This window comes from Mycolicibacterium peregrinum, from assembly GCF_001665625.1.
In the GTDB taxonomy this organism is placed as follows: domain Bacteria; phylum Actinomycetota; class Actinomycetes; order Mycobacteriales; family Mycobacteriaceae; genus Mycobacterium; species Mycobacterium peregrinum_B.
Genome location: NZ_LZSY01000019.1, coordinates 1 through 21,826 on the forward strand (window position 1 = coordinate 1; position 21,826 = coordinate 21,826).

25 protein-coding genes are annotated in these 21,826 nt (G+C 65.9%); 13 read left to right on the forward strand and 12 right to left on the reverse strand.

Annotation, left to right across the window (positions count from 1 at the left end; all coding sequences use genetic code 11):
* Positions 1 to 154 precede the first annotated feature (154 nt).
* Positions 155 to 457, forward strand: coding sequence for a hypothetical protein (locus A5779_RS02265; RefSeq protein ID WP_064878516.1), 303 nt, complete (start codon positions 155 to 157; stop codon positions 455 to 457).
* On the opposite strand, the gene A5779_RS02270 is transcribed toward A5779_RS02265, so the two are convergent.
* Entirely contained in the window at positions 454 to 894 is a 441-nt protein-coding gene (locus tag A5779_RS02270; RefSeq protein ID WP_064878520.1) for an SRPBCC family protein, read from the reverse strand. The two genes, A5779_RS02265 and A5779_RS02270, sit on opposite strands and share 4 nt — an antisense overlap.
* Entirely contained in the window at positions 863 to 1,327 is a 465-nt protein-coding gene (locus A5779_RS02275; RefSeq protein ID WP_064878522.1) for an acyl-CoA thioesterase, read from the reverse strand. The genes A5779_RS02270 and A5779_RS02275 overlap by 32 nt, the downstream gene beginning before the upstream one ends.
* A 26-nt stretch (positions 1,328 to 1,353) precedes the next feature.
* Between A5779_RS02275 and A5779_RS02280 the strand changes: the two genes are divergently transcribed.
* On the forward strand, positions 1,354 to 2,445 hold the full coding sequence (locus tag A5779_RS02280; RefSeq protein ID WP_064878524.1) for an alcohol dehydrogenase catalytic domain-containing protein: 1,092 nt from the start codon (positions 1,354 to 1,356) through the stop codon (positions 2,443 to 2,445).
* Here A5779_RS02280 and A5779_RS02285 read toward each other — a convergent pair.
* Both A5779_RS02285 and A5779_RS02290 read right to left on the reverse strand, forming a co-directional pair.
* Positions 2,442 to 4,160 (reverse strand): acyl-CoA dehydrogenase, encoded by a 1,719-nt coding sequence (locus A5779_RS02285; RefSeq protein ID WP_064878526.1) that lies wholly within the window; start codon positions 4,158 to 4,160, stop codon positions 2,442 to 2,444. The two genes, A5779_RS02280 and A5779_RS02285, sit on opposite strands and share 4 nt — an antisense overlap.
* A gap of 9 nt (positions 4,161 to 4,169) precedes the next feature.
* Positions 4,170 to 5,066, reverse strand: coding sequence for a sigma-70 family RNA polymerase sigma factor (locus A5779_RS02290; RefSeq protein ID WP_064878528.1), 897 nt, complete (start codon positions 5,064 to 5,066; stop codon positions 4,170 to 4,172).
* 99 nt (positions 5,067 to 5,165) lie between these two features.
* On the opposite strand from A5779_RS02290, the gene A5779_RS02295 reads away from it, so the two are divergent.
* Entirely contained in the window at positions 5,166 to 5,546 is a 381-nt protein-coding gene (locus tag A5779_RS02295; RefSeq protein WP_064878530.1) for a DoxX family protein, read from the forward strand.
* Here the strand turns inward: A5779_RS02295 and A5779_RS02300 are convergent.
* On the reverse strand, positions 5,539 to 6,312 hold the full coding sequence (locus A5779_RS02300) for an SDR family oxidoreductase (protein ID WP_064878532.1): 774 nt from the start codon (positions 6,310 to 6,312) through the stop codon (positions 5,539 to 5,541). The two genes, A5779_RS02295 and A5779_RS02300, sit on opposite strands and share 8 nt — an antisense overlap.
* A 3-nt stretch (positions 6,313 to 6,315) precedes the next feature.
* Positions 6,316 to 6,993 (reverse strand): TetR/AcrR family transcriptional regulator, encoded by a 678-nt coding sequence (locus tag A5779_RS02305; protein WP_064878534.1) that lies wholly within the window; start codon positions 6,991 to 6,993, stop codon positions 6,316 to 6,318.
* Between the two features lie 127 nt (positions 6,994 to 7,120).
* Here A5779_RS02305 and A5779_RS33380 point away from each other — a divergent pair, with 127 nt between their 5' ends.
* Positions 7,121 to 7,231 (forward strand): hypothetical protein, encoded by a 111-nt coding sequence (locus tag A5779_RS33380; RefSeq protein WP_088305440.1) that lies wholly within the window; start codon positions 7,121 to 7,123, stop codon positions 7,229 to 7,231.
* Here the strand turns inward: A5779_RS33380 and A5779_RS02310 are convergent, their stop codons facing one another.
* The gene (locus A5779_RS02310) at positions 7,232 to 7,759 is read right to left on the reverse strand and encodes a CGNR zinc finger domain-containing protein (protein ID WP_064878536.1); all 528 of its coding nucleotides are present in this window, start codon (positions 7,757 to 7,759) and stop codon (positions 7,232 to 7,234) included. It lies immediately after the preceding gene.
* A gap of 85 nt (positions 7,760 to 7,844) precedes the next feature.
* Here A5779_RS02310 and A5779_RS02315 point away from each other — a divergent pair, with 85 nt between their 5' ends.
* The 3 genes from A5779_RS02315 to A5779_RS02325 are packed head-to-tail and all read left to right on the forward strand — an operon-like array spanning position 7,845 to position 10,362.
* Complete coding sequence (locus tag A5779_RS02315) at positions 7,845 to 8,708, forward strand: alpha/beta fold hydrolase (protein WP_064878538.1); 864 nt, start codon at positions 7,845 to 7,847, stop codon at positions 8,706 to 8,708.
* A complete protein-coding gene (locus A5779_RS02320) occupies positions 8,708 to 9,385 on the forward strand; it encodes a haloacid dehalogenase type II (RefSeq protein WP_064878540.1) in 678 nt (225 codons plus the stop codon). The genes A5779_RS02315 and A5779_RS02320 overlap by 1 nt, the downstream gene beginning before the upstream one ends.
* On the forward strand, positions 9,382 to 10,362 hold the full coding sequence (locus A5779_RS02325; RefSeq protein WP_082941489.1) for a zinc-binding alcohol dehydrogenase family protein: 981 nt from the start codon (positions 9,382 to 9,384) through the stop codon (positions 10,360 to 10,362). The genes A5779_RS02320 and A5779_RS02325 overlap by 4 nt, the downstream gene beginning before the upstream one ends.
* A gap of 95 nt (positions 10,363 to 10,457) precedes the next feature.
* On the opposite strand, the gene A5779_RS02330 is transcribed toward A5779_RS02325, so the two are convergent.
* From A5779_RS02330 to A5779_RS02340, 3 genes are read right to left on the reverse strand one after another with little or no spacing between them, the layout of a single operon-like run.
* On the reverse strand, positions 10,458 to 11,243 hold the full coding sequence (locus A5779_RS02330; RefSeq protein ID WP_064878544.1) for an ABC transporter ATP-binding protein: 786 nt from the start codon (positions 11,241 to 11,243) through the stop codon (positions 10,458 to 10,460).
* Positions 11,227 to 12,255: a taurine ABC transporter substrate-binding protein gene (locus tag A5779_RS02335; RefSeq protein WP_064878546.1), complete on the reverse strand. Its 1,029-nt coding sequence runs from the start codon at positions 12,253 to 12,255 to the stop codon at positions 11,227 to 11,229. The genes A5779_RS02330 and A5779_RS02335 overlap by 17 nt, the downstream gene beginning before the upstream one ends.
* Complete coding sequence (locus tag A5779_RS02340; protein ID WP_064878548.1) at positions 12,252 to 13,115, reverse strand: ABC transporter permease; 864 nt, start codon at positions 13,113 to 13,115, stop codon at positions 12,252 to 12,254. Before A5779_RS02340 ends, A5779_RS02335 begins: the two co-directional genes overlap by 4 nt.
* 186 nt (positions 13,116 to 13,301) lie before the next feature.
* Between A5779_RS02340 and A5779_RS02345 the strand changes: the two genes are divergently transcribed.
* Both A5779_RS02345 and A5779_RS02350 read left to right on the forward strand, forming a co-directional pair.
* Entirely contained in the window at positions 13,302 to 13,973 is a 672-nt protein-coding gene (locus A5779_RS02345) for a TetR/AcrR family transcriptional regulator (RefSeq protein WP_082941490.1), read from the forward strand.
* A complete protein-coding gene (locus A5779_RS02350; protein ID WP_064878550.1) occupies positions 13,970 to 14,827 on the forward strand; it encodes a 3-hydroxyacyl-CoA dehydrogenase in 858 nt (285 codons plus the stop codon). Before A5779_RS02345 ends, A5779_RS02350 begins: the two co-directional genes overlap by 4 nt.
* 13 nt (positions 14,828 to 14,840) lie before the next feature.
* On the opposite strand, the gene A5779_RS02355 is transcribed toward A5779_RS02350, so the two are convergent.
* Positions 14,841 to 15,455 carry a DUF3159 domain-containing protein gene (locus tag A5779_RS02355; protein ID WP_064878552.1) on the reverse strand — a complete coding sequence of 205 codons (615 nt, stop codon included), beginning with the start codon at positions 15,453 to 15,455 and terminating at the stop codon, positions 14,841 to 14,843.
* Between the two features lie 56 nt (positions 15,456 to 15,511).
* Positions 15,512 to 16,825, reverse strand: a complete 1,314-nt coding sequence (locus A5779_RS02360; RefSeq protein ID WP_064878554.1) for a cytochrome P450 — start codon at positions 16,823 to 16,825, stop codon at positions 15,512 to 15,514.
* A gap of 123 nt (positions 16,826 to 16,948) precedes the next feature.
* Between A5779_RS02360 and A5779_RS02365 the strand changes: the two genes are divergently transcribed.
* From A5779_RS02365 to pntB, 4 genes are all read left to right on the forward strand, one after another.
* Positions 16,949 to 17,617, forward strand: coding sequence for a TetR/AcrR family transcriptional regulator (locus A5779_RS02365; RefSeq protein WP_064878556.1), 669 nt, complete (start codon positions 16,949 to 16,951; stop codon positions 17,615 to 17,617).
* Positions 17,618 to 17,679: 62 nt separating this feature from the next.
* Positions 17,680 to 18,693, forward strand: coding sequence for a magnesium transporter CorA family protein (locus A5779_RS02370; RefSeq protein WP_064878658.1), 1,014 nt, complete (start codon positions 17,680 to 17,682; stop codon positions 18,691 to 18,693).
* Positions 18,694 to 18,811: 118 nt separating this feature from the next.
* Positions 18,812 to 20,338, forward strand: a complete 1,527-nt coding sequence (locus tag A5779_RS02375) for a Re/Si-specific NAD(P)(+) transhydrogenase subunit alpha (protein WP_064878558.1) — start codon at positions 18,812 to 18,814, stop codon at positions 20,336 to 20,338.
* Positions 20,339 to 20,372: 34 nt separating this feature from the next.
* A complete protein-coding gene (gene pntB / locus A5779_RS02380) occupies positions 20,373 to 21,812 on the forward strand; it encodes a Re/Si-specific NAD(P)(+) transhydrogenase subunit beta (RefSeq protein WP_064878560.1) in 1,440 nt (479 codons plus the stop codon).
* Positions 21,813 to 21,826: the final 14 nt, after the last annotated feature.

Consider the following 21,826-nt stretch of genomic DNA (forward strand, 5'->3'; position numbering starts at 1 on the left):
GTGGCGCATGTGTTGATCGTTGATGTGACCGCCGATGCTGACGATGTGTGTGAGGCGATTGTCGCTGGATTGTCGCTAACAGTCGGGCACATCGGATATCCCCCGGAAATCCGGGACCGGCATGAGTGTCAGACCCCCTTGGCACCGTGACTCCATGGCGGACAAACTCCTGCTGCGGGGCACGAACCTCCGTTACGTACTCACCATGCAGCTGCTGCAATGCGGCCCACAATCGGTCGCCGACCTGGTCGATGCCCTCGCGGATCAGGGCTTCACGACCTCGGGGCGCACATCGAAGGCGATCTCCGACGCCCTGCGCTGGGAGATGAGCCACGGCCGCGTATACCGGGTCAGGCACGGCCGCTATCGCCCCGCCGAGATGCCGCGAGCCACCGAGTACCGCATCCGCAATCGCGTGCTGGAACTCCGTGCGGCGGCGGCGGACCGTGCGGCCTAGGCGGACAGTTCCTTCACCCTGGTGACGAGTGCGTTGGCCAGGTGGTCCAGGGTGTCCCCGATGAGCTTCTTGACCATCATCGCCGGGATGGGCAGCTTGACCTCGACCTCGAGATCGACCTGAAGCAGCGTGCTGTCCGGCCCCAAAGGAACGACGGAGAAGCGCTGTTCCTGCTTGGTGAAGTGGTCGCCCTGCTGCAGCACGGTGAAGATCTGGTTCTCGGCCGGGTAGTAGACAGCGTTGATGAAGACGCCGGACTGACCCTGGATCTCGACGTCGAGCCGCAGCTGGCTGGGCCGTCCGTCGTCGTAGCGGGCCAAGATCCAGCAGCCCTTGATCTCGGGGTTCCACTGCGGATAGGCCTCGAAATCGCCGACGATCGCCATGATCTTCTCGGCAGGGGCATCAACCTCGACGGTCTTGCTCACGAGTGGCATCCGGCGAGCATATCGACTGCAACAGATCGCGGATCACGTCGGGAATCGGTACCGGACGTCGCGAGGTCCGATCGACATAGACATGTACCCAATGGCCGACCGCCGCGACCGGCCCGTCCGGCTCGAAGAGCCCGAGTCGGTAGGTGACGCTGCTGTTCCCCAACCGGGCCACCGCCAGACCGACCACCAGCGGGTCCGGGAACTTCAGCTCCGCGAAGTAGCGGCACCCGGACTCGGCGACTACACCGAGCCAGGACGCGGTGACCGGATCGACGTTGCAGTTGGTGTTGATCCAGGCGTTGATCGCGGTGTCGAAGAGCTCGTAGTACACCGCGTTGTTGAGGTGGCCGAACATGTCGTTGTCGGTCCAACGGGTCAGCACCGGCCAGTGCAGCGGGAAGTCCTCGGGGGTCAATTCAGCTCCGTCGGTCATTCCGGCAGTCTGACAGGCTGGAGGTCATGAAGATCCGCGGCGCCGTCCTCGAGCACATCGGCCTCAACCGCCCGTACGCCGAGTCCCGACCGATCCGGGTGAGCGACCTCGAACTCGCCGAGCCCGGCCCGGGTGAACTTCTGGTCCGTATCGAGGCCGCGGGTTTGTGTCACTCCGATCTGTCGGTCGTGGACGGCAACCGGGTACGACCGGTCCCGATGCTGCTGGGCCACGAAGCAGCCGGGATAGTCGAGGCCGGTGACACCGATCTGCCGGTGGGCCAGCGGGTGGTGATGACCTTTCTGCCGCGCTGCGGAGATTGCCCCGCGTGCGCCACCGACGGCCTGACCCCCTGCGGACCGGGATCGGCCGCCAACGGTGCCGGCACGTTGATGAACGGCGACATCCGGCTGACCCGCGACGGCCGACCGGTGTTCCATCACCTCGGGGTGTCCGGCTTCGCCACCTACGCCGTCGTGGACCGTCGCTCGGTGGTGCCGGTGCCCTCGGATGTCCCGGCTGTGGTCGCGTCGTTGTTGGGCTGCGCGGTCCTGACCGGGGGTGGCGCGGTACTCAACGTGGGCACGCCGCGTCCGGGCCAGACCGTGGCGGTCGTCGGACTGGGCGGTGTCGGCATGGCTGCGGCCCTGACCGCGCTGGCCCACGACGACGTCCGCGTCATCGGTGTGGATCAGCTGCCCGACAAACTGGCCCGGGCCCGTGAACTCGGCGTGCACGAGACCTATACCCCCGAGCAGGCCGCCGACCTCAAGGCCGACATCGTGATCGAAGCTGCCGGTCATCCCGCGGCGTTGGAAACCTCGATCGCGCTGACCGGCCCGGGCGGGCGCACGATCACTGTCGGCCTACCCCGCCCGGACGCCCGGATCTCGGTGTCGCCGTTGGGTTTCGTCGCCGAAGGCCGGTCGCTGATCGGCAGCTACCTGGGCTCGGCGGTGCCGGCACGCGACATCCCGCGCTTCGTCGAACTCTGGCGGGCCGGTCGGCTACCGGTCGAATCCCTCGTGTCCGACACCATCACCCTCGATGAGATCAACACCGGGATGGACGCCCTCGCCGACGGGCGAGCTGTGCGGCAGATCATCGAGTTCGACTAGAACCAGTTGTCACGCATCTCGAGCGTGGTGCGGTCCAGGCTCTCCAGCAGATCCAATTGCGGTGCGGTCCTGGGCAGTTCGTAACGGAAGAAGTACCGGGCGGCCTGACGCTTACCGTCATAGAAATCCCCGGTCCGGCCTTCGGCGGCCAGGAACTGCTCCAGCCAGATCCAGGCGACGACGATGTGCCCGAAGGCTTCCAGGTATACCGCGCTGTTGCCCATCGCGGCTTCGATATCACCCGAGGCGAACATGGCAGCGGTGACGGCGACCAACCGCTGCCAGGCCGCGTCGAGCTGTGCGGCCAGTTCGGGCGCCGCATCCGAAGCGGCCGCGACCGTCGCTGCGATCCGCTCTCCCAATGCCGCGAGGCCCGTCCCGCCGTTCTGGGTCACCTTGCGCCCCAAAAGATCCAGGCTCTGGATGCCGTGGGTGCCCTCGTGGATCGGGTTCAGCCGATTGTCGCGGTAGTGCTGCTCGACGTCGTATTCGCGGGTGTAGCCGTAGCCGCCGTGCACCTGGATCGCCAGATTGTTGGCCTCCACGCACCACTGCGACGGCCAACTCTTGGCGATCGGGGTGAGGATGTCGAGGACAGAACTGTCCCCGGCGGCATCCCTGTCTACGAGTTTGGCGCAATAGAGCGCCAGAGCCAGGCCACCCTCGACATAAGCCTTCTGCGCCAACAGCATTCGCTTGACGTCAGCATGCTCGATGATGGGCACCTGCGGGGTCGACGGATCCTTGATCCCCAGGGGCCTGCCCTGGGGACGCTCGCGCGCGTACTCCAGCGACTTCAGGTAGCCGGTGTACCCGAGTGCGACGGCGCCCATCCCGACGCCGAGGCGGGCCTCGTTCATCATGTGGAACATGTAGACGATCCCGCGGTGCGGTTCGCCGACGAGATAGCCGACCGCACCGTCGAAGTTGAGCACCGTGTTGGTGATACCGCGCTGCCCCATCTTGTGGTTCAGCCCGGAGATGGCGACCCCGTTGCGGCTTCCGTCGTCCAGGTACTTGGGCACGATGAGCAGTGAGATGCCCTTGGTTCCGGCCGGCCCGCCGGGAATCTTGGCCAGCACCAGGTTGACGATGTTCTCGGTCATCTCATGCTCGGCGCCCGAGATCCACATCTTCGACCCGAACACCCGATAGCTGCCGTCGGGCTGAGGTTCGGCGCGCGTGGTGATGTCGGCCAGCGACGATCCGGCCTGGGTCTCCGACAGCGCCATCGTGCCCGAGAACCGGCCGGCCAGCATGGGTTTGACGAACCGCTCGATCTGCTCGGCCGAGCCGAAACGGGCCAGCAGGTTCGCGTTGGCGATGGTGAGCATCAGATAGCCCGATGTCGACACGTTGGCCGCGGCGATCCAGGCGAATGCGGCCTGCGCGACGGTGACCGGCAGTTGCGCACCGCCGAGCTCATCGTCGAAACCCATGGCGATCAGGTCGGCCGCCGCGAACGCGTCCCAGGCCTCTTTCACCTCGGGGATCAGCGTGACCGTCTGCCCGTCGAACGTCGGCTCGTTCGCATCGCTGAGCTTGTTGTGCGGCGCGAAGTAGCGGGTCGCGAGTTGCTCGCACAGATCCAATACGCCGTCGAACGTTTCGCGTGAGTGCTCGGAGAACCGGTCCAACTTGGTGAGCTTTTCGACGTCCAACCACTCGTAGAGCAGGAAGTCCAGGTCGCGCCGCGAGAGGATGGTCGACTTCATGCGGCCAGGTTAATCGCCGGACGGCGGCTCGGGCAGTGACATCCGAGCCAGCCGTCCCGGGTCGATGATCGACACGATCCCCACCAGTCGACCCCCGTCGACGACGCAGGCCATCACGCTGAGCGGACGACCGGTCGGCCCCCACGCCAGGATCCCCGGCTCGCCGTTGACCGATACGCGCCGGGCCAGGACGCGGGTGCCCTGGCCGCGCCGCACCGCGGCGACGATCGCGTCCGATCCGGTCCCGACGGTCACGCCGGTGGCCGTGTACCGCTGCCAACTGACGTCGGGATCCAGCACGCGAAGCAGGGCATCGAAGTCTCCGTCACGCGCGGCGGCCAGGAAGGCGTCGACGACCGCGCGCTGCTCCTGCTTCCGTCGGCGGCCGCCGGTGGGCGCCGGCACGTCCTGCACCTTCCGGCGCGCACGGCTGGCCAGCATCTTGACGGCGTCGCTCGACTTCTCCAGGATCTGCGCGATCTCCGCGAAGGGCACGGCGAACATGTCATGCAGGACGAACGCGAGGCGCTCGTCCGGACGCAGCGACCCCAGCACGACGAGCATCGCCAGCCCCACCGAGTCGGCTAGCACCGCGGCGTCCTCCGGGGAGTCCTCCCGGGTGTCCAAGTCCTCGGTGACGGCGAATTCGGGAATGTCGGCGGTGGGCGTCACCTCGCCGCGGCTGGTGCGCGACCGCAACATGTCGATGCAGATGCGGCCCACCACCGTTGTCAGCCAACCCGCGACGTTCTCGATCGAGGCCGCGTCCTGACGAGACAGCCGCAGCCATGCTTCCTGCACGGCGTCCTCGGCGTCTGCCCGGGAGCCCAGGACGCGCTGGGCCACCGCGAGCAGTCGGGGCCGCTGCCCTTCGAATGCCTCCGCCAAAGATGCCTCAGGCGTCATCAGTTACCTCTCCTCGCGCCGACCCGTCATAAGAGTGACGAGTCAGCAGTGCCCGACGTAACTACGAAGCCCAGACGTAACCACGAAACGGAGCGAGGAATGCACACCACCCTTTGGATCATCACCATCATCGCCGCGGCGGCCTACGCCGCAGGCGGGACCACCATGCTGCTGATGTCGCGGGAGAGGTACCGGTCGATGGGCAGCACCCAGCACTGGGTCGACGAGTTCGGTGACGGTCACCTGAAGGTGATCGGGACCATCAAGCTGGTCGGCGCGATCGGCCTGGTGCTGCCCGCGGCGTTGAACATCGCACCGGTGATGACCCCGGTGGCCGCTTGCGGCCTGGCGCTGTTCATGGCCGGGGCAGCCACGACCAGGTTCCGTCGTAGCGAGTGGCTGTACATGGCCGGCGACATCGTCTATCTCGGCGTGTTCGCCTTCTTGGCCTGGGGCTGGTTCACCCTGCCCATCACCTGATGGTGCTCACGCCGCCGTCGACCGGGATGACCGCGCCGGTGATGTAGGCGCTGGCCCGGCTGGCCAAGAACACCGAGATGCCGGCGATGTCGTCGGGCTGTCCGATCCGGCCCAAGGGAAGGACGGCGCCTACCTCTTCCGAGCCGGCCCGCAGCATCTCCTTGGTCATCCGGGATTCGAACAGACCCGGGGCGATCGCGTTGACAAGAATCTTCGGGGCCAGTTCACCGGCGAGGTGCCGGGTCAGCATGTGCACGGCGGCCTTGCTGGCGCTGTAGGAGAAGTTGTCGCGGCCCTTGCCCGGGGCGACGATGCCGTCGATGCTGCCGGTGTTGATCACGCGGGCCGGATCATCTTCGGTGGCAGCGGCATTCAGCAACGGGGTGAGCGCGCGGGTCAGCAGGAAGACGCCTTTGACGTTGACGTCGTAGACCTTGTCGAATCCGGACTCCGGGAACTCCTCGTAGGGCGCACCCCAGGCCGCGCCCGCGTTGTTGAACAGTGCGTGGATGGCGTCCTCGCGTCCGGTGACGGCCGCGGTGAGTGCGGCGACCCCTTCGGCAGTGCCGAGATCAGCGGGCACCGCCGAGATCCGGCCGAGCGGGGACAGCGCGTCTACGGCCGCATTGAGCTCGGCTTCCTTGCGGCTTGAGATGTACACCGAAGCGCCTGCCTGCAGCAGGCCACGGGCCATCATCAGGCCGATGCCCCGGCCGCCTCCGGTGACGACGGCGACCTTGCCGTCCAGTCGGAACAGATCGGTCATGTTCTAGGCCTTTTCCTCGATCTCGACGCCCAATGGCGATTCGTTGCGGATTCCCTCGTCGCGGATCAGCCCGCGCAGCAGCGCCGTGCTGAACTCGACGGCGATCTCCTGGGCACTCCGTCGGCCGTGGGGTCGCAGCCATCGGTAGGAACCGAGCGTCATGCCGATGTAGCCCAGTGCCAACACGTGCGAGTCACAGTCGTAGAACTCGCCGCTGGCGATACCGCGGTCGATCACGTCGCGGACATGCTCGTACACCTGGGTCTCGGCGCGCCGGATGTAGGCCACCTGCTCCTCGGTGAACCACTCCGCGATATACGGGCCCTCCTGGAAGTACACCGCAGCGCGCTCCAGGTCGTTGGCGATGCCGACCATCAGCCGCCGGGTGAAGTTGTAGATGGTCTCCCGCGCCGAGGCGGTCGGGTCATCGTGGAGCGCCTCGACGGTGAAGTCCGCAGTGCCCTTGTAGATGTCGTAGAGGATGAGCGACTTACTCGAGTAGTAGTGATAGACCGTGGCCTTGTTCAGCCCGACGGCCTCGGCGACATCGTCCATCCGGGTGCCGTGATACCCGCGAGCGGCGAACAGTTTCGCCGCAACGGTCAGCAGTTCATCGCGGCGGGATGTCCCGTTGGCAGTCGCGCCCCCGCGGCCCCGGCCGCCCTCTGCGTCGGATGACATAGCACACTCACTATCAGCATCGCCGGGACCTTGCCCGGGAAATCAATCAACTAGATGGTTGAAGAGTGTAGGCAATTTCCGTTCCCGGCCCTGTTCCGACCTCGCGTACTGCGTCTAGACTGCGGGAATGGATCCGAATCCTGACTACGACGTCAGCGACGAGAGCGACTTCTTCTTCCCGTGGCTGGCCTGGGGCTTGCGTGGCGTTTACCCGCCGCCGGCCTATCCCCCGGTGTAATCAGGGCTGTTCGTCAGTCTTCGCAATCCTTGCGCGCCGGTGGTATCGGCGCGCCTTCATGCGGTTTCCGCAGGTAGTCATCGAGCACCAGCGTTTTGCGTTGGGCTTGCTCCGATCCATCAGGAAGAGCCGACAGTCCGGGTTCGCGCACGCGCGCAGCCGCCCCGGACGCGCGGTCCGCAGCGCATCCCAGGCCAGGACCGCCCGCACGGCGCCCCGCATTTCCTCGTCGACATCCAGTTCCCAGGTCACGCCGTTCTCCGTCGCGTGCGCTCGTAGAACCGCGGCATTGAGGTACGGCGTCAGCGCATCCGGCGACTCGGTTCCGCGCACCACGTCCTGAAGCAGATTCCGCGCTACGGCCAGTTCTGCCAGTTCGGCTTCGGCCGCCTGATGCTCACGCAGCCAGACCGTCACGGCGGCATTTCTCTTCAGCACGTCGTATTGCATTCCCTCCACCACCGGCGTGGTGTTGAGGAGATCGAGCAGCAGCGACTCGTCCGTCAGGCCTACCTCAATGAACTTCATATCTAACCTCCAAATAGCTATTGACAGGTTATGCCGTCGGGCGTTAGATGTCACTAACCACTAAAACTAGTTAAAGGAGTTAGACATGACCGTTCACCATCGCTACGCCACCGTCGACGGGCAGCGGCTGTTCTACCGCGAGGCCGGAGCGCCCGACGCACCGACGATCGTGCTGCTGCACGGTTTCCCGACGAGTTCGTACATGTTCCGTGACCTGATCCCCCGGTTGGCCGAGCGCTACCACGTCATCGCCCCCGACCACCTGGGCTACGGCCACTCCGATGCGCCCGCGGTCACCGACTTCGACTACACCTTCGACGCCCTGGCCGACCTCACCGACGGCCTGCTCACCCAACTCGGGGTGTCCCGCTACGCGATCTACGTCCAGGACTACGGCGCACCGATCGGCTGGCGACTGGCCCTGCGGCACCCGGAAGCCATCACCGCGATCGTCAGCCAGAACGGCAACGGCTACGACGAAGGTTTCGTCGAGAGCTTCTGGTCCGGGGTGTGGGCCTACCAGCGCGAGCAGACCCCCGAAACCGAGGCCGGGGTGCGGACCGCGTTGAGCATCGACGGCATCAAATGGCAGTACCTGACCGGGGTTTCGGACGAAAGCCTGGTCAACCCCGACACCTGGGTGCACGACGCCGCGATGGTGTCGCGGCCCGACAACGATGTGGTGCAGCTCAAGCTGTTCCGGGACTACGCCACCAACGCCCCGTTGTATCCCGCGCTGCACGAGTACCTACGCAGCAGTGAGGTTCCCGTGCTTGCCGTGTGGGGCGAGGGCGACCCGATCTTCGGGCCCGACGGGGCGCGCGCCTTCGCCAAGGACGCGGTCGACGCCGAGATCCATCTGCTCGCCGGCGGCCACTTCCTGCTGGAAACCCATGTCGACGAAGTCGCGGGCCTGATCGACGGATTCCTGCAACGCCGGGTCGCCTGATGCGGCCCGGGGTGCTGGTGTTCGACGTCAACGAGACGCTCATCGACATCGATTCCCTGCAACCGTATTTCGAGCGAATGTTCGGCGACCCTCAGGTCCTTCGCGAATGGTTCAACCAGCTGGTGATGTACTCCATGGCCATCACACTGTCCGGGCGGTACACCGATTTCTTCATGCTCGGTCAGGCTGCGCTGCGGATGACCGCCGATGTCCGCCACGTGGATCTCACCACGGACGATCTCACCGCGCTCGCTGACGGCATGCGCGCCATGCCGGCACACACCGACGTCGCAACAGGCTTGCAGCGGCTTCTGGCAAACGGTTTTCGCCTTGTCACACTTACCAACTCACCACATCGAGACGGGCCGACGCCGCTGGAACGGGCGGGCTTGGGCAGTTACTTCGAGCACCAGTTCAGCGTCGACGAGCATCGCGCTTTCAAGCCGTCGCCGGTGCTGTACACCGGCGTCGCCGAACATCTGGGGGTGGCGCCCTCGGACTGCATGATGGTGGCCGCCCACATGTGGGACACCCTGGGCGCCCAGGCCGCCGGATTCAGCGGAGCACTCATCACCCGTCCCGGTAACGGTGTGCTGCGAGCACCGAACGTGCCCCAACCCACCGTCGTCGCAACAGACCTCGTACAACTCAGCCACATTCTGGAGGAACAATCATGAGCACCATGCGCGCCATCGTTCTCGACGGCTTCGGCGGGCTCGACCACCTCGTCTACACCGACATCCCCAAACCCGAGCCCAAAGCCGGCGAGGTGGTCATCCAGATCAAGGCCTTCGGCATCAATCACGCCGAGATGCACATGCGCCGAGGTGAATGGGCCGAGGCCGCGGAGGTCAGCGGCATCGAATGCGTCGGCATCGTCGACTCGTGTCCCGGCGGCGAATTCCCTGTGGGCGCCAAGATTGCGGCACTCATGGGTGGACTGGGCCGCACCATCAACGGCAGCTACGCCGAGTACACCCGCGTCCGGGCCGATAACGTCGCACTGATCGACGCCGACTTGCCGTGGGACCAACTGGCAGCCCTGCCTGAGACCTATGCGACGGCGTGGACCTGCCTGTTCCGCAACATCGACCTGCGGCCCGGCCAGACCGTGGTGATCCGCGGCGCCACCTCGTCGTTCGGCCAAGCCGCGGTCAAGCTCGCGGTCAACGCGGGGGCGCGCGTCATCGCGACCACCCGCAGGCCCCAACGATTCGCACTGCTGGAAAGTCTCGGTGTTACTCGCGCCGAACAGGAGGTGCCCGATCTGAGCGCGCACATCGCCGAATCCGGCACCGTGGACGCAGTACTCGACCTGGTCGGCAACAGCACCATCCTCGACTCCCTGGACATGTTGCGCCGGGGCGGGACCGCATGCCTGGCGGGGTGGTTGGGCGGGCTCGACCCGATCCCCGATTTCAACCCGCTGTTGCAGATGGCCAGTGGCGTCAATCTGACGTTCTTCGGCAGCTTCGTGTTCGGTTCACCTGGGTTCCCGCTGTCCGACGTGCCGTTGAGCGACATCGCCCGCCAGGTCGCCGACGGCGTGCTGGACGCCGCGCCGTCGCGGGTGTTCACGTTCGATCAGATCCGCGAAGCACACGAAGTGATGGAGTCAGGTGCCGCCGGCGGGAAGATGGTGGTGGTCGTCTGACCGCGGCGTGTTGGTAGCGGCTCCGCCGAAAGTGACGCCAGGGTCGTTGACCGCGAAAGTTTACGACCGTAGCGTCACTTTCGAGATGAAACGACCTATGCGGCAGCGAGTTTGACTGCCTCGCTCACGTCGGTACGCAACTTGAGGTATTCGGGTGAGCGTCGCAGTTCGTGCGCATCGACGCCGGTGCGCGGCAAGTCCACCGGCAGATCCAACGCGATCTTGCCCGGTCGACGCGTCAGCACCACGATCCGCGAACCCAGGAACGCCGCCTCATCGGCACTGTGCGTCACGAACACCGTGGTGCGGCCGGACTCGGCACTGACCTGACGGACATCCTCCTGCAAGCGCTCACGGGTCAGCGCGTCCAGGGCCGCGAACGGCTCGTCCAACAGGAACAGCGGGGTCTCGGCGGCCAGCGCTCGCGCGATCGCGACACGCTGCTGCTGGCCGCCGCTGATCTCCCAGATCTTGCGCTTGGCAGTGCCTTCCAGACCTACCCGCTCCAGCAGTTCCTCGCGCCGTTCGGTCCGTCGCTCACGCGGCACGCCGGCGTACTTGAGCGCCAGATCCACGTTGCCGCCCACCGTGCGCCACGGAAACAGCCGCGGCTGCTGGAACACCACACCCGAGGTGACACCGGGCGTGGGGCGGGAGCCGGAGACCTCGACCTCCCCTTCGGAGGGGGTCTCGAAACCGGCGATCAGCCGCAGCAACGTGCTCTTGCCGCACCCAGACGCCCCGACCAGCACCAGGAACGAACCGGGATCGACATCGAGATCCACCGGTCCGAGCGCGGTCACCTCGTCCGAACCGCGCCCGTACCGATGGGCGACGTTCTTGATCTTCAGGCCGCCCGATGCGTCACTGCTTGAGGACATCCGGCAAGCCTTTCGTGTAGATGGCGTCCTTGAAGACCTGCAGCGAAGCGGCCTCGGGGATCTGCTTCTGATCGGCCAGGAACTGCGATGCGCTCTGCAGGTTGGCGGCGATGTTGCCCGGTGCGCCATCGGTACCCAGCCACTCGGGAGATGCCACCTCGGCCGGCGTCAGGTAGACGCCCTGCTTGAGCTGTCCGGCAACATCTTCGGGGCTCAGACCGACCTCGGCGGCGATCGCCTTGGCCGCAGCCTGCGGATCGTCCTTGATGACGTTCAGCGCGCGGGCCTGCTGCCGACGCCAGATGTCGACCACCTCAGGGTGGGCGGTGGAGAACTCGTCGGACACGGCGGCCAGGTCCAGCGTCGGCTTGCCGTCCTTGGCCAGCTGCCGGCTGGTGATCAGATCCTTGCCGGTCTTGCGCAGCTGGTCCAGTGTGGGCAGCCAGCTGTAGGCCGCGGCGATGTCGCCACGGTCCCAGGCCGCCAGGATGGCCTGCGGCTGCAGGTCGATCAGCTGGACATCGTTGGGCGACAAGCCGTTCTGCGCCAGCGCTGCCAGCAGGCTGTAGTGCGCGGTGGACGCGAACGGCGTGGCGACACGCTTGCCCCGCAGGTCGGCGATCGAGTTGACGCCGGCGCCGTCACGAGCCACCAGCGCCTCGTTGTCGCCGGCGACGTCGAGCACGAACGCCACCTTGTACGGAATGTTCAGCGGCGCCGACAAACCGCGGGCGACCGGGCTCGAGCCCAGGGCACCGAAGTCCAGTTCCTTGGCGATGAATGCGGTGTTCACGTCGGCTCCGGAGTCGAACTTCGTCCACTTGATGTTGTAGTCGGGCAGGGCCTCTTCGAGCCACTTGTTGTTCTTGACGATCAGATCGCCGCTCGGAAAGGACTGGTATCCAACACGAATGGTGGGTTTGTCGGACTTCTCCCCGGAGTGGTCCACCGCGCAACCGGCCAGTGCCACCGTCGCGGCAGCCAGCACCGTGAGCAGCTTCGTCAATCTCATATCTTCCCTCTCCATGGAACGGCCCGTCGTTCGACAGCCCGCAAACCTCCGTCGATCACCAAGCCCGAGATCCCGATGGCGAAGATCCCGACCAGTACGACCGGTGTGTTGTTGTAATTGCTTGCGTCCTTGACCAATCCACCGATGCCGGGGATGCCGTTGAACAGTTCGGCGGCCACCACCGACGAGTACGCCATCCCCACGGCCAGCCGGATCCCGGTGAAGGTCTCCGGCAGCGCCGAGGGCACCACGACGTCGCGGATGACCTGTGCCCGGGTGGCGCCCAACGCCCGCGCAGCTTCCTGCAGACCGACGGGGGCAGCGACCACGGCGGCCGTGGTGGCCACGGCGGCCGGCGGTAGTGCGGCCAGAGCGAGAAGCGTGATCTTGGGCGCCTCGTCGATCCCGAGCCAGATCACCAGCAGGAAGAAGTACGCCAACGGCGGCAGCGCCCGCAGGAAGGTCAGCCACGGTTCGAGCACGCTGCGCAGCCATCCGACCGAACCCATCAGCAGGCCCAGGAGAACGCCGACCACCACGCCGATCACCACGCCGGCCAGTACCCGGCGCAGCGTCATGTACAGGTGCTCGTAGAGCAGGTACCCCGCATAGCCGCGTGCGCCGTCATGAGTGGTCGAGACGTCGACGAAGGCCCGCCAGACCGCCGACGGGTAAGGCACGAACGTCTGGTTCCAGATGCCTGCCCAGGCCACCACCTGCCACACCACGAAGAACAGGACCACCGACAGCAGTGGCAGCGCGGACGTGGTCAGCAGGGTGCGCCATCGGTTTGACGGCCTGACCGCGCGCGGTGGACCGGCTTCGGCCTCGGGGGGAACGATGTCGACGAACACAGACACTGTGGACAGCTTTCTGTTGCTGAAGGTAGTGGGGTGGCGATGGGCTTCAGCGACGACAGCAACCGGGCAGTGATCCGTTCACCTGGGTATTGGTACCGGCGAGCACCGGTGCGGTGAAGGTCTGAAATCGGGCTGAGTTTATTCACGCCGGTTGACATCGCCCACGACTAGTGAGTACGTTCATTAATGAGCGTACTCATTAGCGAGGTGATGATGACCGGCCGACGGACGCGCAACATGCAGGACAAGCAGCAGCGGATCTTCGCTGCCGCACGTTCACTGTTCGAGGCGCACGGATTCGAGCCCGTCACGGTGGCCCAGATCGCCGAGGCCGCCGACGTCGCGGCAGGCACCCTGTTCCGCTACGCGTCGTCGAAAGCCGAGCTGCTGCTGATGGTCTACAACGACCAGTTCCGGCAGGCCATCGAGACCGGCATGCGCAACGCGGCCGACATCGACGATCCGAGCGCTGCCGTGTTCGCGATGGTGGCACCCGTGATCACCGAGGCCGCACGGCAACCCGGAAATGCAACGGCCTACCAGCGCGAACTGCTGTTCGGCTCCCCCACCGAACGTTTCCGTGCCGAGGGCCTCGACCACGTCAAACGACTCGAGGATGCGATCGCCGCGCGCCTGATGCGCTGTCACCCGGCCGATCCGGCCACCGACACCGAGATGCGGGCCGACGCCGACCGCGCCGCCAGAAGCGTCTTCGCTGCACTGCATCTCCTGGTGGTCCAACCGTCGACCGGCGTGAAGTGGGGTGCTGACGGCGCCCACGAACTGCTCCAGCAGATCAACCAGATCGTGTTGGGGTTCCTGACAACCAAAACACCACGAGAAGGAGAGGCTTCATGACGAACTCCATCAAGAAGGTGACCGTGCTCGGGACCGGAGTGCTCGGTTCACAGATCGCGTTCCAATCCGCGTTCAAAGGCTTCACCGTCACGGCCTACGACATCGACGACAAGGTCCTCGAAGCGGCCAAGGACCGGTTCGCGAAGCTGGCCGAAACCTACGCCAACGAGGTACCCGACGCGCGTGACGGCAAGGCCCAGGAAGGGTTGGGCCGGCTCACGCTGACCTCCGATCTGAAGGACGCGGTGGCCGACGCCGATCTGGTCATCGAGGCGATCCCGGAGATCCTCGATCTGAAGCGGGACACCTACCAGAAGCTCGGGGAACTCGCCCCGGCCAAGACCATTTTCGCCACCAACTCCTCCACGCTGCTGCCCAGCGATCTCAAGGACTCCACCGGCCGCCCCGACAAGTTTCTGGCCCTGCACTTCGCAAATCGCGTGTGGCAGTTCAACACCGCCGAGATCATGGGGACCACCGACACCGACCCGGCGGTATTCGCCGCAGTGGTCGACTTCGCCAAGGCCATCGGGATGGTGCCCATCGAACTGCACAAGGAGAAGGCCGGCTACGTCCTCAACTCACTTCTGGTGCCGTTCCTCAATGCGGCTGCCGAGCTCGCGGCCGGCGGCTACGCCGACCCCAGCGCCGTGGACGACACCTGGCGGATCGCCACCGGCGCACCCGTCGGACCGTTCCAGATCTACGACATCATCGGCCTCACAACGCCGTACAACATCATGGCCAACGGAGACGCCGAAGCTCAGAAGCTCGCCGCGTGGCTCAAAGAGAACTACATCGACAAGGGCAAGTTGGGCCTGGCCACCGGCGAGGGCTTCTACAAGTACAGCTGAGGAGCGGCTCCGGTCAGGATGCCGAACGCGGCAGCGCCCGGATGGCGTACCGGGCGCTGAGCAGGACCAGCGTCGTGGTGACCACGAACAACGGCCAGCCCATTGCCAGCCGCGCCACTGCCAGCAGTCCGTCCTGCCCCGTGTCGTAGAGGTAGTTCTGCACCAGGAATCGCGACCAGGACACTGTCGCCAGGATTGCGGTGACGATGTTGAAGACCAGCCGCACCCCGGGGACCCTGCGCCAGCTGCTGTCGCGACCGGTGGCCCAGGCCCAGATCACCCCGACGAGGGGACGCCTGACCAGGATCGAGCCGGTCATCACGATGGCCGATGCCAAGGACATCCAGATACCCGGGAGGTAGAAGTCCTTGGCCTGGCCGGTTACCAGGGCCAGCAGCCCGCAGGCCGCCACCCCGACGAATCCCCACAGTGCGGGCCTGATCGATTCGCGCCGCATCAACTGCCAACCGAATACGAGGGCCGCCGTCACCAGCGCGGAGATGATCGCAGGCACCCGTCCCGACAGCGCCGAGACCGTCGCGTACACGGTCACCGGGAGCGCCGAGTAGACCATGCCGCTGACACCGCCGACGCGCGCCATCAGTCCGTCGAGTGGGGAATCCGTCATGGGGGGTGTGGGCCTCGCGTTCAAGATCGGGCAGGTCCACATCGAGAGTACCGAGCTCAGCAGACCAGACCGGCCGGCTCGGTGCGTCTGGACCCCAGCAGGGCGGGCAGCTTCACATATCCGTGCAGATTGACCAGACCCCGCGGGCGCGGGGCCTCGGTCAGGCGCAGGTCCGGATAGGCCTCGAACAGTGCGCGCAGCGCGGTCGCCCCCTCGATGCGGGCCAGGGCCGCCCCAAGGCAGGCGTGGATACCCGAAGCGAATGCCAGATGCTCGCGGGCGTTGGAGCGGGTCACGTCAAAACGCTCCGGTTCGGCGAACACCCGCGGATCACGATTGGCGCCGCCGAGCAGCACCGCGACCATGTCCCCGGCACGAACGCGTCGACCCTCGATCTCCACGTCGCACTGTGCGGTGCGCGCGGTCATCTGCACCGGGCTCTCGATACGCAGGATCTCTTCCACCGCAGCCGGCCACAGGTCCGGATTGTCGAGCAGCAGGGCGAGCTGATCGGGGTGCTGCTGCAACAGCACGATCCCGTTGCCGATGAGGTTGACCGTGGTTTCGAAGCCCGCGCCGATGAGAAGTGCTGCGTTGGCCGCGAGTTCGTGGTCTGTCAGCGTGTGGTCGGCGGCCATCTTGGTGAACGGGTTGTCCTCGGCGGCGCCGGCACGGACCTTGTCGAAGTGCTCGGCGAGGAATGCGCCGAGACCGCGCATGCCGTCGATACCCCTACGGTAGGTCCGCCACGGGATCCCGACGTCGAGCAGCGGCGCCCCATCGTGACCCCACTCGAGCAGTTGCGCGCGGGATTCGCCGGACAGCCCGAGGATCTCGGCGATCATGGCAACCGGGAGGACGGCGGCGAAGTCCGCGATCAGATCGAGACGGGGTGTACCCGCCAGCCGGTCGATGAGTTCGGCAGTCACGTGCGCCACCCTGGCGTCGAGCTTGTCGATCGCGCGCGGAGTGAAACTCTGCGCGACCAGCTGCCGGTACTGCGTGTGCGCGGGCGGGTCGACGATGACCATCGCGGGCGGCTCGACCGGATTCGCCACCTGGGGATCGGTCCGGTCCAGCAGCTGCTGAACCGGTTTCGGCATCCCCATCCCGGTGGGTGCGGTAACGCCGAACCTCTTGTCCCGCAGCACCTCCCGGGAGACCCCGTGGTCGGCGGTGACCCAGACGAACGGGGTCTTCACCAACGGACCACGTCGGCGGATCTGTTCCATCAACGGATAGGGGTCGATGCCCTTGCCGTGGCTGGAGATCAGCGCACCCATCGGATTGCCCGCCCGCCCTTGCACCGACATGAACGCCTTCGGCACCGCGTGCAGTGCGAACCATCTCGTCCACAGCTTGATGTCCATAACGCGCCCCTCGCTCGGCCGGAACCCTAGAATGAGACTTGCGAGACAGTTAGACGCTCATCGTCTCACCCGTCTCGATGGCTAGGCTACGACGATCGATCGACGCGGGCAAGGAGTAGTTCGGTGACATCAACTCGAACAGCGGACTTCGTGCGGCGACTCGCCGAACCGGATCCCGCGGTCCTGGCCCGCGTACGAGACCCCGACGAAATCACCGGGCGCATCTTGAGCGCGACACTGGAACAGGCCGAGTTGGTCGGCATTCGGCGCACCACCATGGAAGATGTCGCGCGTCGCAGCGGGGTCGGGCGGGCGACGCTCTACCGCCGCTTCCCCACCAAGGACGTGCTGATCGACGCGGTGGTGCTGTCCGAGGCACGGCGCTACCTCGACGGCAGTGCACAGGCTCGTGCCCACGCGGACACTCTCGAAGACCGCATGGTCTACGAAACCGTCTTCACGGTGACCTTCCTGCGGGACCACGCCCTGCTCAAAAAGCTGCTCCGGACCGAACCCGAGACGATCCTGCCCAGTCTCACCATCGACGCCGGAGCCATCATCGATTTCGCGACGGATTACTCGGCTGCGCAGCTACGCACCGATGTGTACGGGACCAGCGAAACCACCCCGGAGCAGGAACGTCACATCCGCACCGTGGCCGAGCTGCACACCCGACTCACGTTGTCGTTCATCGTCACCCCGCACACCAGCATCAAACTGACCAGCCTGGACGACACCCGCGAGTACGTGCGCAGGTACCTACTTCCGATGGTGGCCATCGGAACCGACTGACCGACCAACCGACTGGGGCGAATGACCGCTACAACGATCCCGCGGTGCTTGACTGGTTCATCGTGAGACAGGTGCAGGGACGGGTGTGGCGGTCCGGACAGTCGGTGGACGCCTTCAAGTTCACGGATATCTCGGACTGTCTGGCCGACGAGGACACGCTCGTCTGGGCCGACATCTACGACCCCGATCACGAGGCACTCCGTGAACTGGCCACCGAGCTCGGGCTCAACATGTGGGCGGTCGAGGATGCCGTCGCGCCCAAGGAACGCACGAAAACCTCTGTGTACCAAACACATACGTTCTTCACGGTGTACGCCGTCGACACCCGGGAGCCGGAGCCGGACACGACACCCGACACATCGCTGTTGATCAAACATCGCATCTCGGCATTCGTCCTGCCCCGAGGTCTGATCACCGTGCGTCTGCCCAGCTTCAACGGTGAGTCCACCGAGTTCGACATCAGCGAGGTGTCGCGGCGCTTCGACGACCTCGGTGGACAGCGGTACGGCGTCGGGTCACTGGTCCATGCGCTGCTCGACGTCGTCGTCGACGGACACTTCGAGGCCGTCGAAGCGCTCGACGATGCCATCGAAGGGCTCGAGGACGAGTTGTTCGCCGACGGCGGTCCACGACGCGGCCTCCAGCGACGCACGTTCCAGCTGCGCAAGGACCTGGTCGACCTGCGCCGGGTGGTGCTGCCCATGCGTGAGGTGGTCAGCACCATCCAGCACCGGCGGTTGGACTCGTCAACAGAACCCGCGCTCGATCCGCTTTACGCCGACCTCTACGACCACGTGCTGCGGGCCTCGGAATGGACCGAATCGCTACGCGACATGGTCACCACGGTGTTCGAGACCAACCTGTCCCTGCAGGACGCGCGGCTCAACACCGTGATGAAGAAACTCAGCGGCTGGGCTGCCATCATCGCGGTGCCGACGGCCATCACGGGCTTCTACGGCCAGAACGTGCTGTATCCCGGGATCAACACCGCCGTGGGGTTCGTCGCCAGCTCCATTTTGATTGTTGTGCTGGTCATCCTGTTGTATGTGATGTTCAAACGTCGTGACTGGCTGTAGCCGCACCAGGGCCAGCAGTCACATCCCCCAAAAGGGGCATGCGCGTTATCTGAACACAAGTGCGACACTCTTCCAGGCTGAACGAAGAGGCCTGGACACATAGAACGGAGCGGATTCGATGCTCATCGGGATCCCGCGCGAGTCCCTACCTGGGGAAACGCGCGTCGCCGCCACCCCGCAGACAGTCGGGCAGATCATCAAGCTCGGCTATGCCGTAGTCGTAGAAACCGGCGCCGGTGCTGCCTCGAGCTTCTCCGACGCCGCCTATGTAGACGCCGGTGCCGAGATCGGTGACGCGTGGGACGCCGACGTCGTGCTGAAGGTCAACGCACCTGATGATGCCGAGATCGGCAAGCTGCGCGACGGAGCGACTCTGGTGAGCTTGATCTCACCCGGGCTCAAGCCCGAGCTGGTCGAGAAGCTGTCCACCCGACCGATCACCGTGCTGGCCATGGACGCGGTGCCGCGTATCTCGCGCGCCCAGTCGCTGGACGTGCTGTCCTCGATGGCCAACATCGCCGGTTACCGCGCCGTGGTCGAGGCCGCCCACGCATTCGGCCGATTCTTCACCGGTCAGGTGACCGCCGCGGGCAAGGTCCCGCCGGCCAAGGTCCTCGTGGTGGGTGCCGGTGTGGCCGGTCTCGCTGCCATCGGCGCTGCCGGCAGCCTCGGCGCGATCGTGCGAGCCACCGACCCGCGTCCCGAGGTCGCCGATCAGGTCGCCTCCCTCGGTGGTGAGTACCTCTCTGTGGCCAACGAGGCCGCCGAGGTCTCGGCCACCGGTTACGCCAAGGAGATGGACGACGACTACAAGGCCCGCGAAGCGGCCCTGTACGCCGAGCAGTGCAAGGACGTCGACATCATCGTCACGACCGCGCTGATCCCCGGTAAGCCCGCGCCGCGCATCATCACCGCCGAGATGGTGGCCTCGATGAAGGCAGGCAGCGTGATCGTCGACATGGCCGCGGCCAACGGCGGCAACGTCGAGGGCACGGTCAAGGACCAGGCGATCGTCACCGACAACGGCGTGACCATCATCGGCTACACCGACCTGGCCGGCCGCCTGCCCGCCCAGGCCTCCCAGCTGTACGGCACCAACCTGGTGAACCTGCTCAAGCTGCTGACCCCGGAGAAGGACGGCAAGGTCGTCCTCGACTGGGACGACGTGGTGCAGCGCTCGATGACCGTGGTGCGCGACGGCGAGACCACCTGGCCCCCGCCACCGGTGCAGGTCTCCGCCGCTCCGGCCGCCCAGCAGGCTGCGGCGGCCCCGGTGGTCAAGGAAGAGAAGCAGCCGATGTCGACCGGGCGCCGGCTGGGCGTCACGTTCGGCGCCGCGGCCGCGATCTTCGCCCTGATCGCGATGTCCCCGGCCGCGCTGCAGGTCCACCTGACGGTGTTCGCGCTGGCGATCGTGATCGGCTACTACGTGATCGGCAATGTGCACCACGCGCTGCACACCCCGCTGATGTCGGTGACCAACGCGATCTCGGGAATCATCGTGGTGGGTGCCCTGCTGCAGATCGGCCACGGCGATATCGCCATCACCGCCCTTGCCTTCGTGGCCATCCTGCTGGCCAGTATCAACGTCTTCGGCGGCTTCGCGGTGACGCGTCGCATGCTCGCGATGTTCTCCCGCAGCTGACGGTCCTACCCACAGAGACTTTGGAACGGATTCCATGTTCACCCTAGAAAACGTTGCCTCGGCCGCCTACGTCGTCGCAGCCCTGCTGTTCATCCTTGCGCTGGCCGGCCTCTCCAAGCACGAGACGTCAAGGGCCGGAAACACCTTCGGCATGACCGGCATGGCCATCGCCCTGATCGCGACCATCGCGCTGGCCGTCGAGCGCAAGATCGAGCCGCTGGGCCTGGCCCTGCTGGTCGGCGCCATGATCGTCGGCGCCGCGATCGGCCTGTGGCGCGCCAAGGTCGTCGAGATGACGGGCATGCCCGAGCTGATCGCGCTGCTGCACAGCTTCGTCGGTCTGGCCGCCGTGCTGGTCGGCTGGAACGGCTACCTGCACGTCGAGAACAGCCTCGGCGGCGACGAAGCGGTGAAGCTCGTCGGCGAGAAGATGCTCGGCATCCACTCGGCCGAGGTGTTCATCGGCGTCTTCATCGGTGCGGTCACCTTCACCGGTTCGATCGTGGCCAACCTCAAGCTGTCGGCCCGGATGAAGTCCGCGCCGCTGATGCTGCCTGGCAAGAACTTCCTCAATGTCGGTGCGCTGGTGGTTTTCGCTGCGCTGACCGTCTGGTTCGTGATCGAGCCGCACCTGTGGCTGCTCATCGTCGTCACCGTGCTTGCACTGCTGCTCGGTTGGCACCTGGTCGCCTCGATCGGTGGCGGCGACATGCCCGTCGTGGTGTCGATGCTCAACAGCTATTCGGGCTGGGCCGCAGCGGCATCCGGCTTCCTGCTGGGCAACGACCTGCTGATCATCACCGGTGCACTCGTCGGCTCCTCCGGTGCCTACCTGTCCTACATCATGTGCAAGGCCATGAACCGGTCGTTCATCTCGGTGATCGCCGGCGGGTTCGGCATCGAAGCCGGGCCGGCCGAGGACAAGGACTATGGCGAGCACCGCGAGATCAACGCCGAGGGCGCGGCCGAACTTCTCGCTCACGCCGACTCGGTGATCATCACCCCCGGTTACGGCATGGCCGTGGCGCAGGCCCAGTACGGCGTGGCCGACCTGACGCGCAAGCTGCGTGAGCGCGGTGTCAACGTCCGCTTCGGTATCCACCCCGTCGCCGGCCGCCTGCCCGGCCACATGAACGTGCTGCTGGCCGAGGCCAAGGTGCCCTACGACATCGTGCTCGAAATGGACGAGATCAACGACGACTTCGAAGGCACCTCCGTCGTCCTCGTGATCGGCGCCAACGACACCGTCAACCCGGCCGCCGCCGAGGATCCGGGCAGCCCGATCGCCGGCATGCCGGTGCTCACCGTGTGGAACGCCGACCACGTCATCGTGTTCAAGCGCTCCATGGCCTCGGGCTACGCCGGCGTGCAGAACCCGCTGTTCTTCCGCGAGAACACCCAGATGCTGTTCGGCGACGCCCGCGACCGCGTCAACGACATCCTGGCAGCACTGCCGGCCGAGGCGCGGGTGTAATTCCCTCAGCTAGT

Excerpts from the sequence above, each read along its gene's own strand:
- pntB (WP_064878560.1), top strand. The coding sequence starts at position 20,373 with ATGTTCACCCTAGAAAACGTTGCCTCGGCCGCCTACGTCGTCGCAGCC.
- A5779_RS02355 (WP_064878552.1), bottom strand. The coding sequence starts at position 15,455 with ATGACGGATTCCCCACTCGACGGACTGATGGCGCGCGTCGGCGGTGTC.
- A5779_RS02330 (WP_064878544.1), bottom strand. The coding sequence starts at position 11,243 with ATGTCCTCAAGCAGTGACGCATCGGGCGGCCTGAAGATCAAGAACGTC.
- A5779_RS02265 (WP_064878516.1), top strand. The coding sequence starts at position 155 with ATGGCGGACAAACTCCTGCTGCGGGGCACGAACCTCCGTTACGTACTC.
- A5779_RS02350 (WP_064878550.1), top strand. The coding sequence starts at position 13,970 with ATGACGAACTCCATCAAGAAGGTGACCGTGCTCGGGACCGGAGTGCTC.
- A5779_RS02335 (WP_064878546.1), bottom strand. The coding sequence starts at position 12,255 with ATGAGATTGACGAAGCTGCTCACGGTGCTGGCTGCCGCGACGGTGGCA.
- A5779_RS02285 (WP_064878526.1), bottom strand. The coding sequence starts at position 4,160 with ATGAAGTCGACCATCCTCTCGCGGCGCGACCTGGACTTCCTGCTCTAC.
- A5779_RS02275 (WP_064878522.1), bottom strand. The coding sequence starts at position 1,327 with ATGACCGACGGAGCTGAATTGACCCCCGAGGACTTCCCGCTGCACTGG.
- A5779_RS02360 (WP_064878554.1), bottom strand. The coding sequence starts at position 16,825 with ATGGACATCAAGCTGTGGACGAGATGGTTCGCACTGCACGCGGTGCCG.
- A5779_RS02305 (WP_064878534.1), bottom strand. The coding sequence starts at position 6,993 with ATGTCATCCGACGCAGAGGGCGGCCGGGGCCGCGGGGGCGCGACTGCC.
- A5779_RS33380 (WP_088305440.1), top strand. The coding sequence starts at position 7,121 with ATGGATCCGAATCCTGACTACGACGTCAGCGACGAGAGCGACTTCTTC.
- A5779_RS02375 (WP_064878558.1), top strand. The coding sequence starts at position 18,812 with ATGCTCATCGGGATCCCGCGCGAGTCCCTACCTGGGGAAACGCGCGTC.
- A5779_RS02320 (WP_064878540.1), top strand. The coding sequence starts at position 8,708 with ATGCGGCCCGGGGTGCTGGTGTTCGACGTCAACGAGACGCTCATCGAC.
- A5779_RS02325 (WP_082941489.1), top strand. The coding sequence starts at position 9,382 with ATGAGCACCATGCGCGCCATCGTTCTCGACGGCTTCGGCGGGCTCGAC.
- A5779_RS02300 (WP_064878532.1), bottom strand. The coding sequence starts at position 6,312 with ATGACCGATCTGTTCCGACTGGACGGCAAGGTCGCCGTCGTCACCGGA.
- A5779_RS02290 (WP_064878528.1), bottom strand. The coding sequence starts at position 5,066 with ATGACGCCTGAGGCATCTTTGGCGGAGGCATTCGAAGGGCAGCGGCCC.
- A5779_RS02310 (WP_064878536.1), bottom strand. The coding sequence starts at position 7,759 with ATGAAGTTCATTGAGGTAGGCCTGACGGACGAGTCGCTGCTGCTCGAT.
- A5779_RS02345 (WP_082941490.1), top strand. The coding sequence starts at position 13,302 with ATGAGCGTACTCATTAGCGAGGTGATGATGACCGGCCGACGGACGCGC.
- A5779_RS02295 (WP_064878530.1), top strand. The coding sequence starts at position 5,166 with ATGCACACCACCCTTTGGATCATCACCATCATCGCCGCGGCGGCCTAC.
- A5779_RS02280 (WP_064878524.1), top strand. The coding sequence starts at position 1,354 with ATGAAGATCCGCGGCGCCGTCCTCGAGCACATCGGCCTCAACCGCCCG.
- A5779_RS02270 (WP_064878520.1), bottom strand. The coding sequence starts at position 894 with ATGCCACTCGTGAGCAAGACCGTCGAGGTTGATGCCCCTGCCGAGAAG.
- A5779_RS02315 (WP_064878538.1), top strand. The coding sequence starts at position 7,845 with ATGACCGTTCACCATCGCTACGCCACCGTCGACGGGCAGCGGCTGTTC.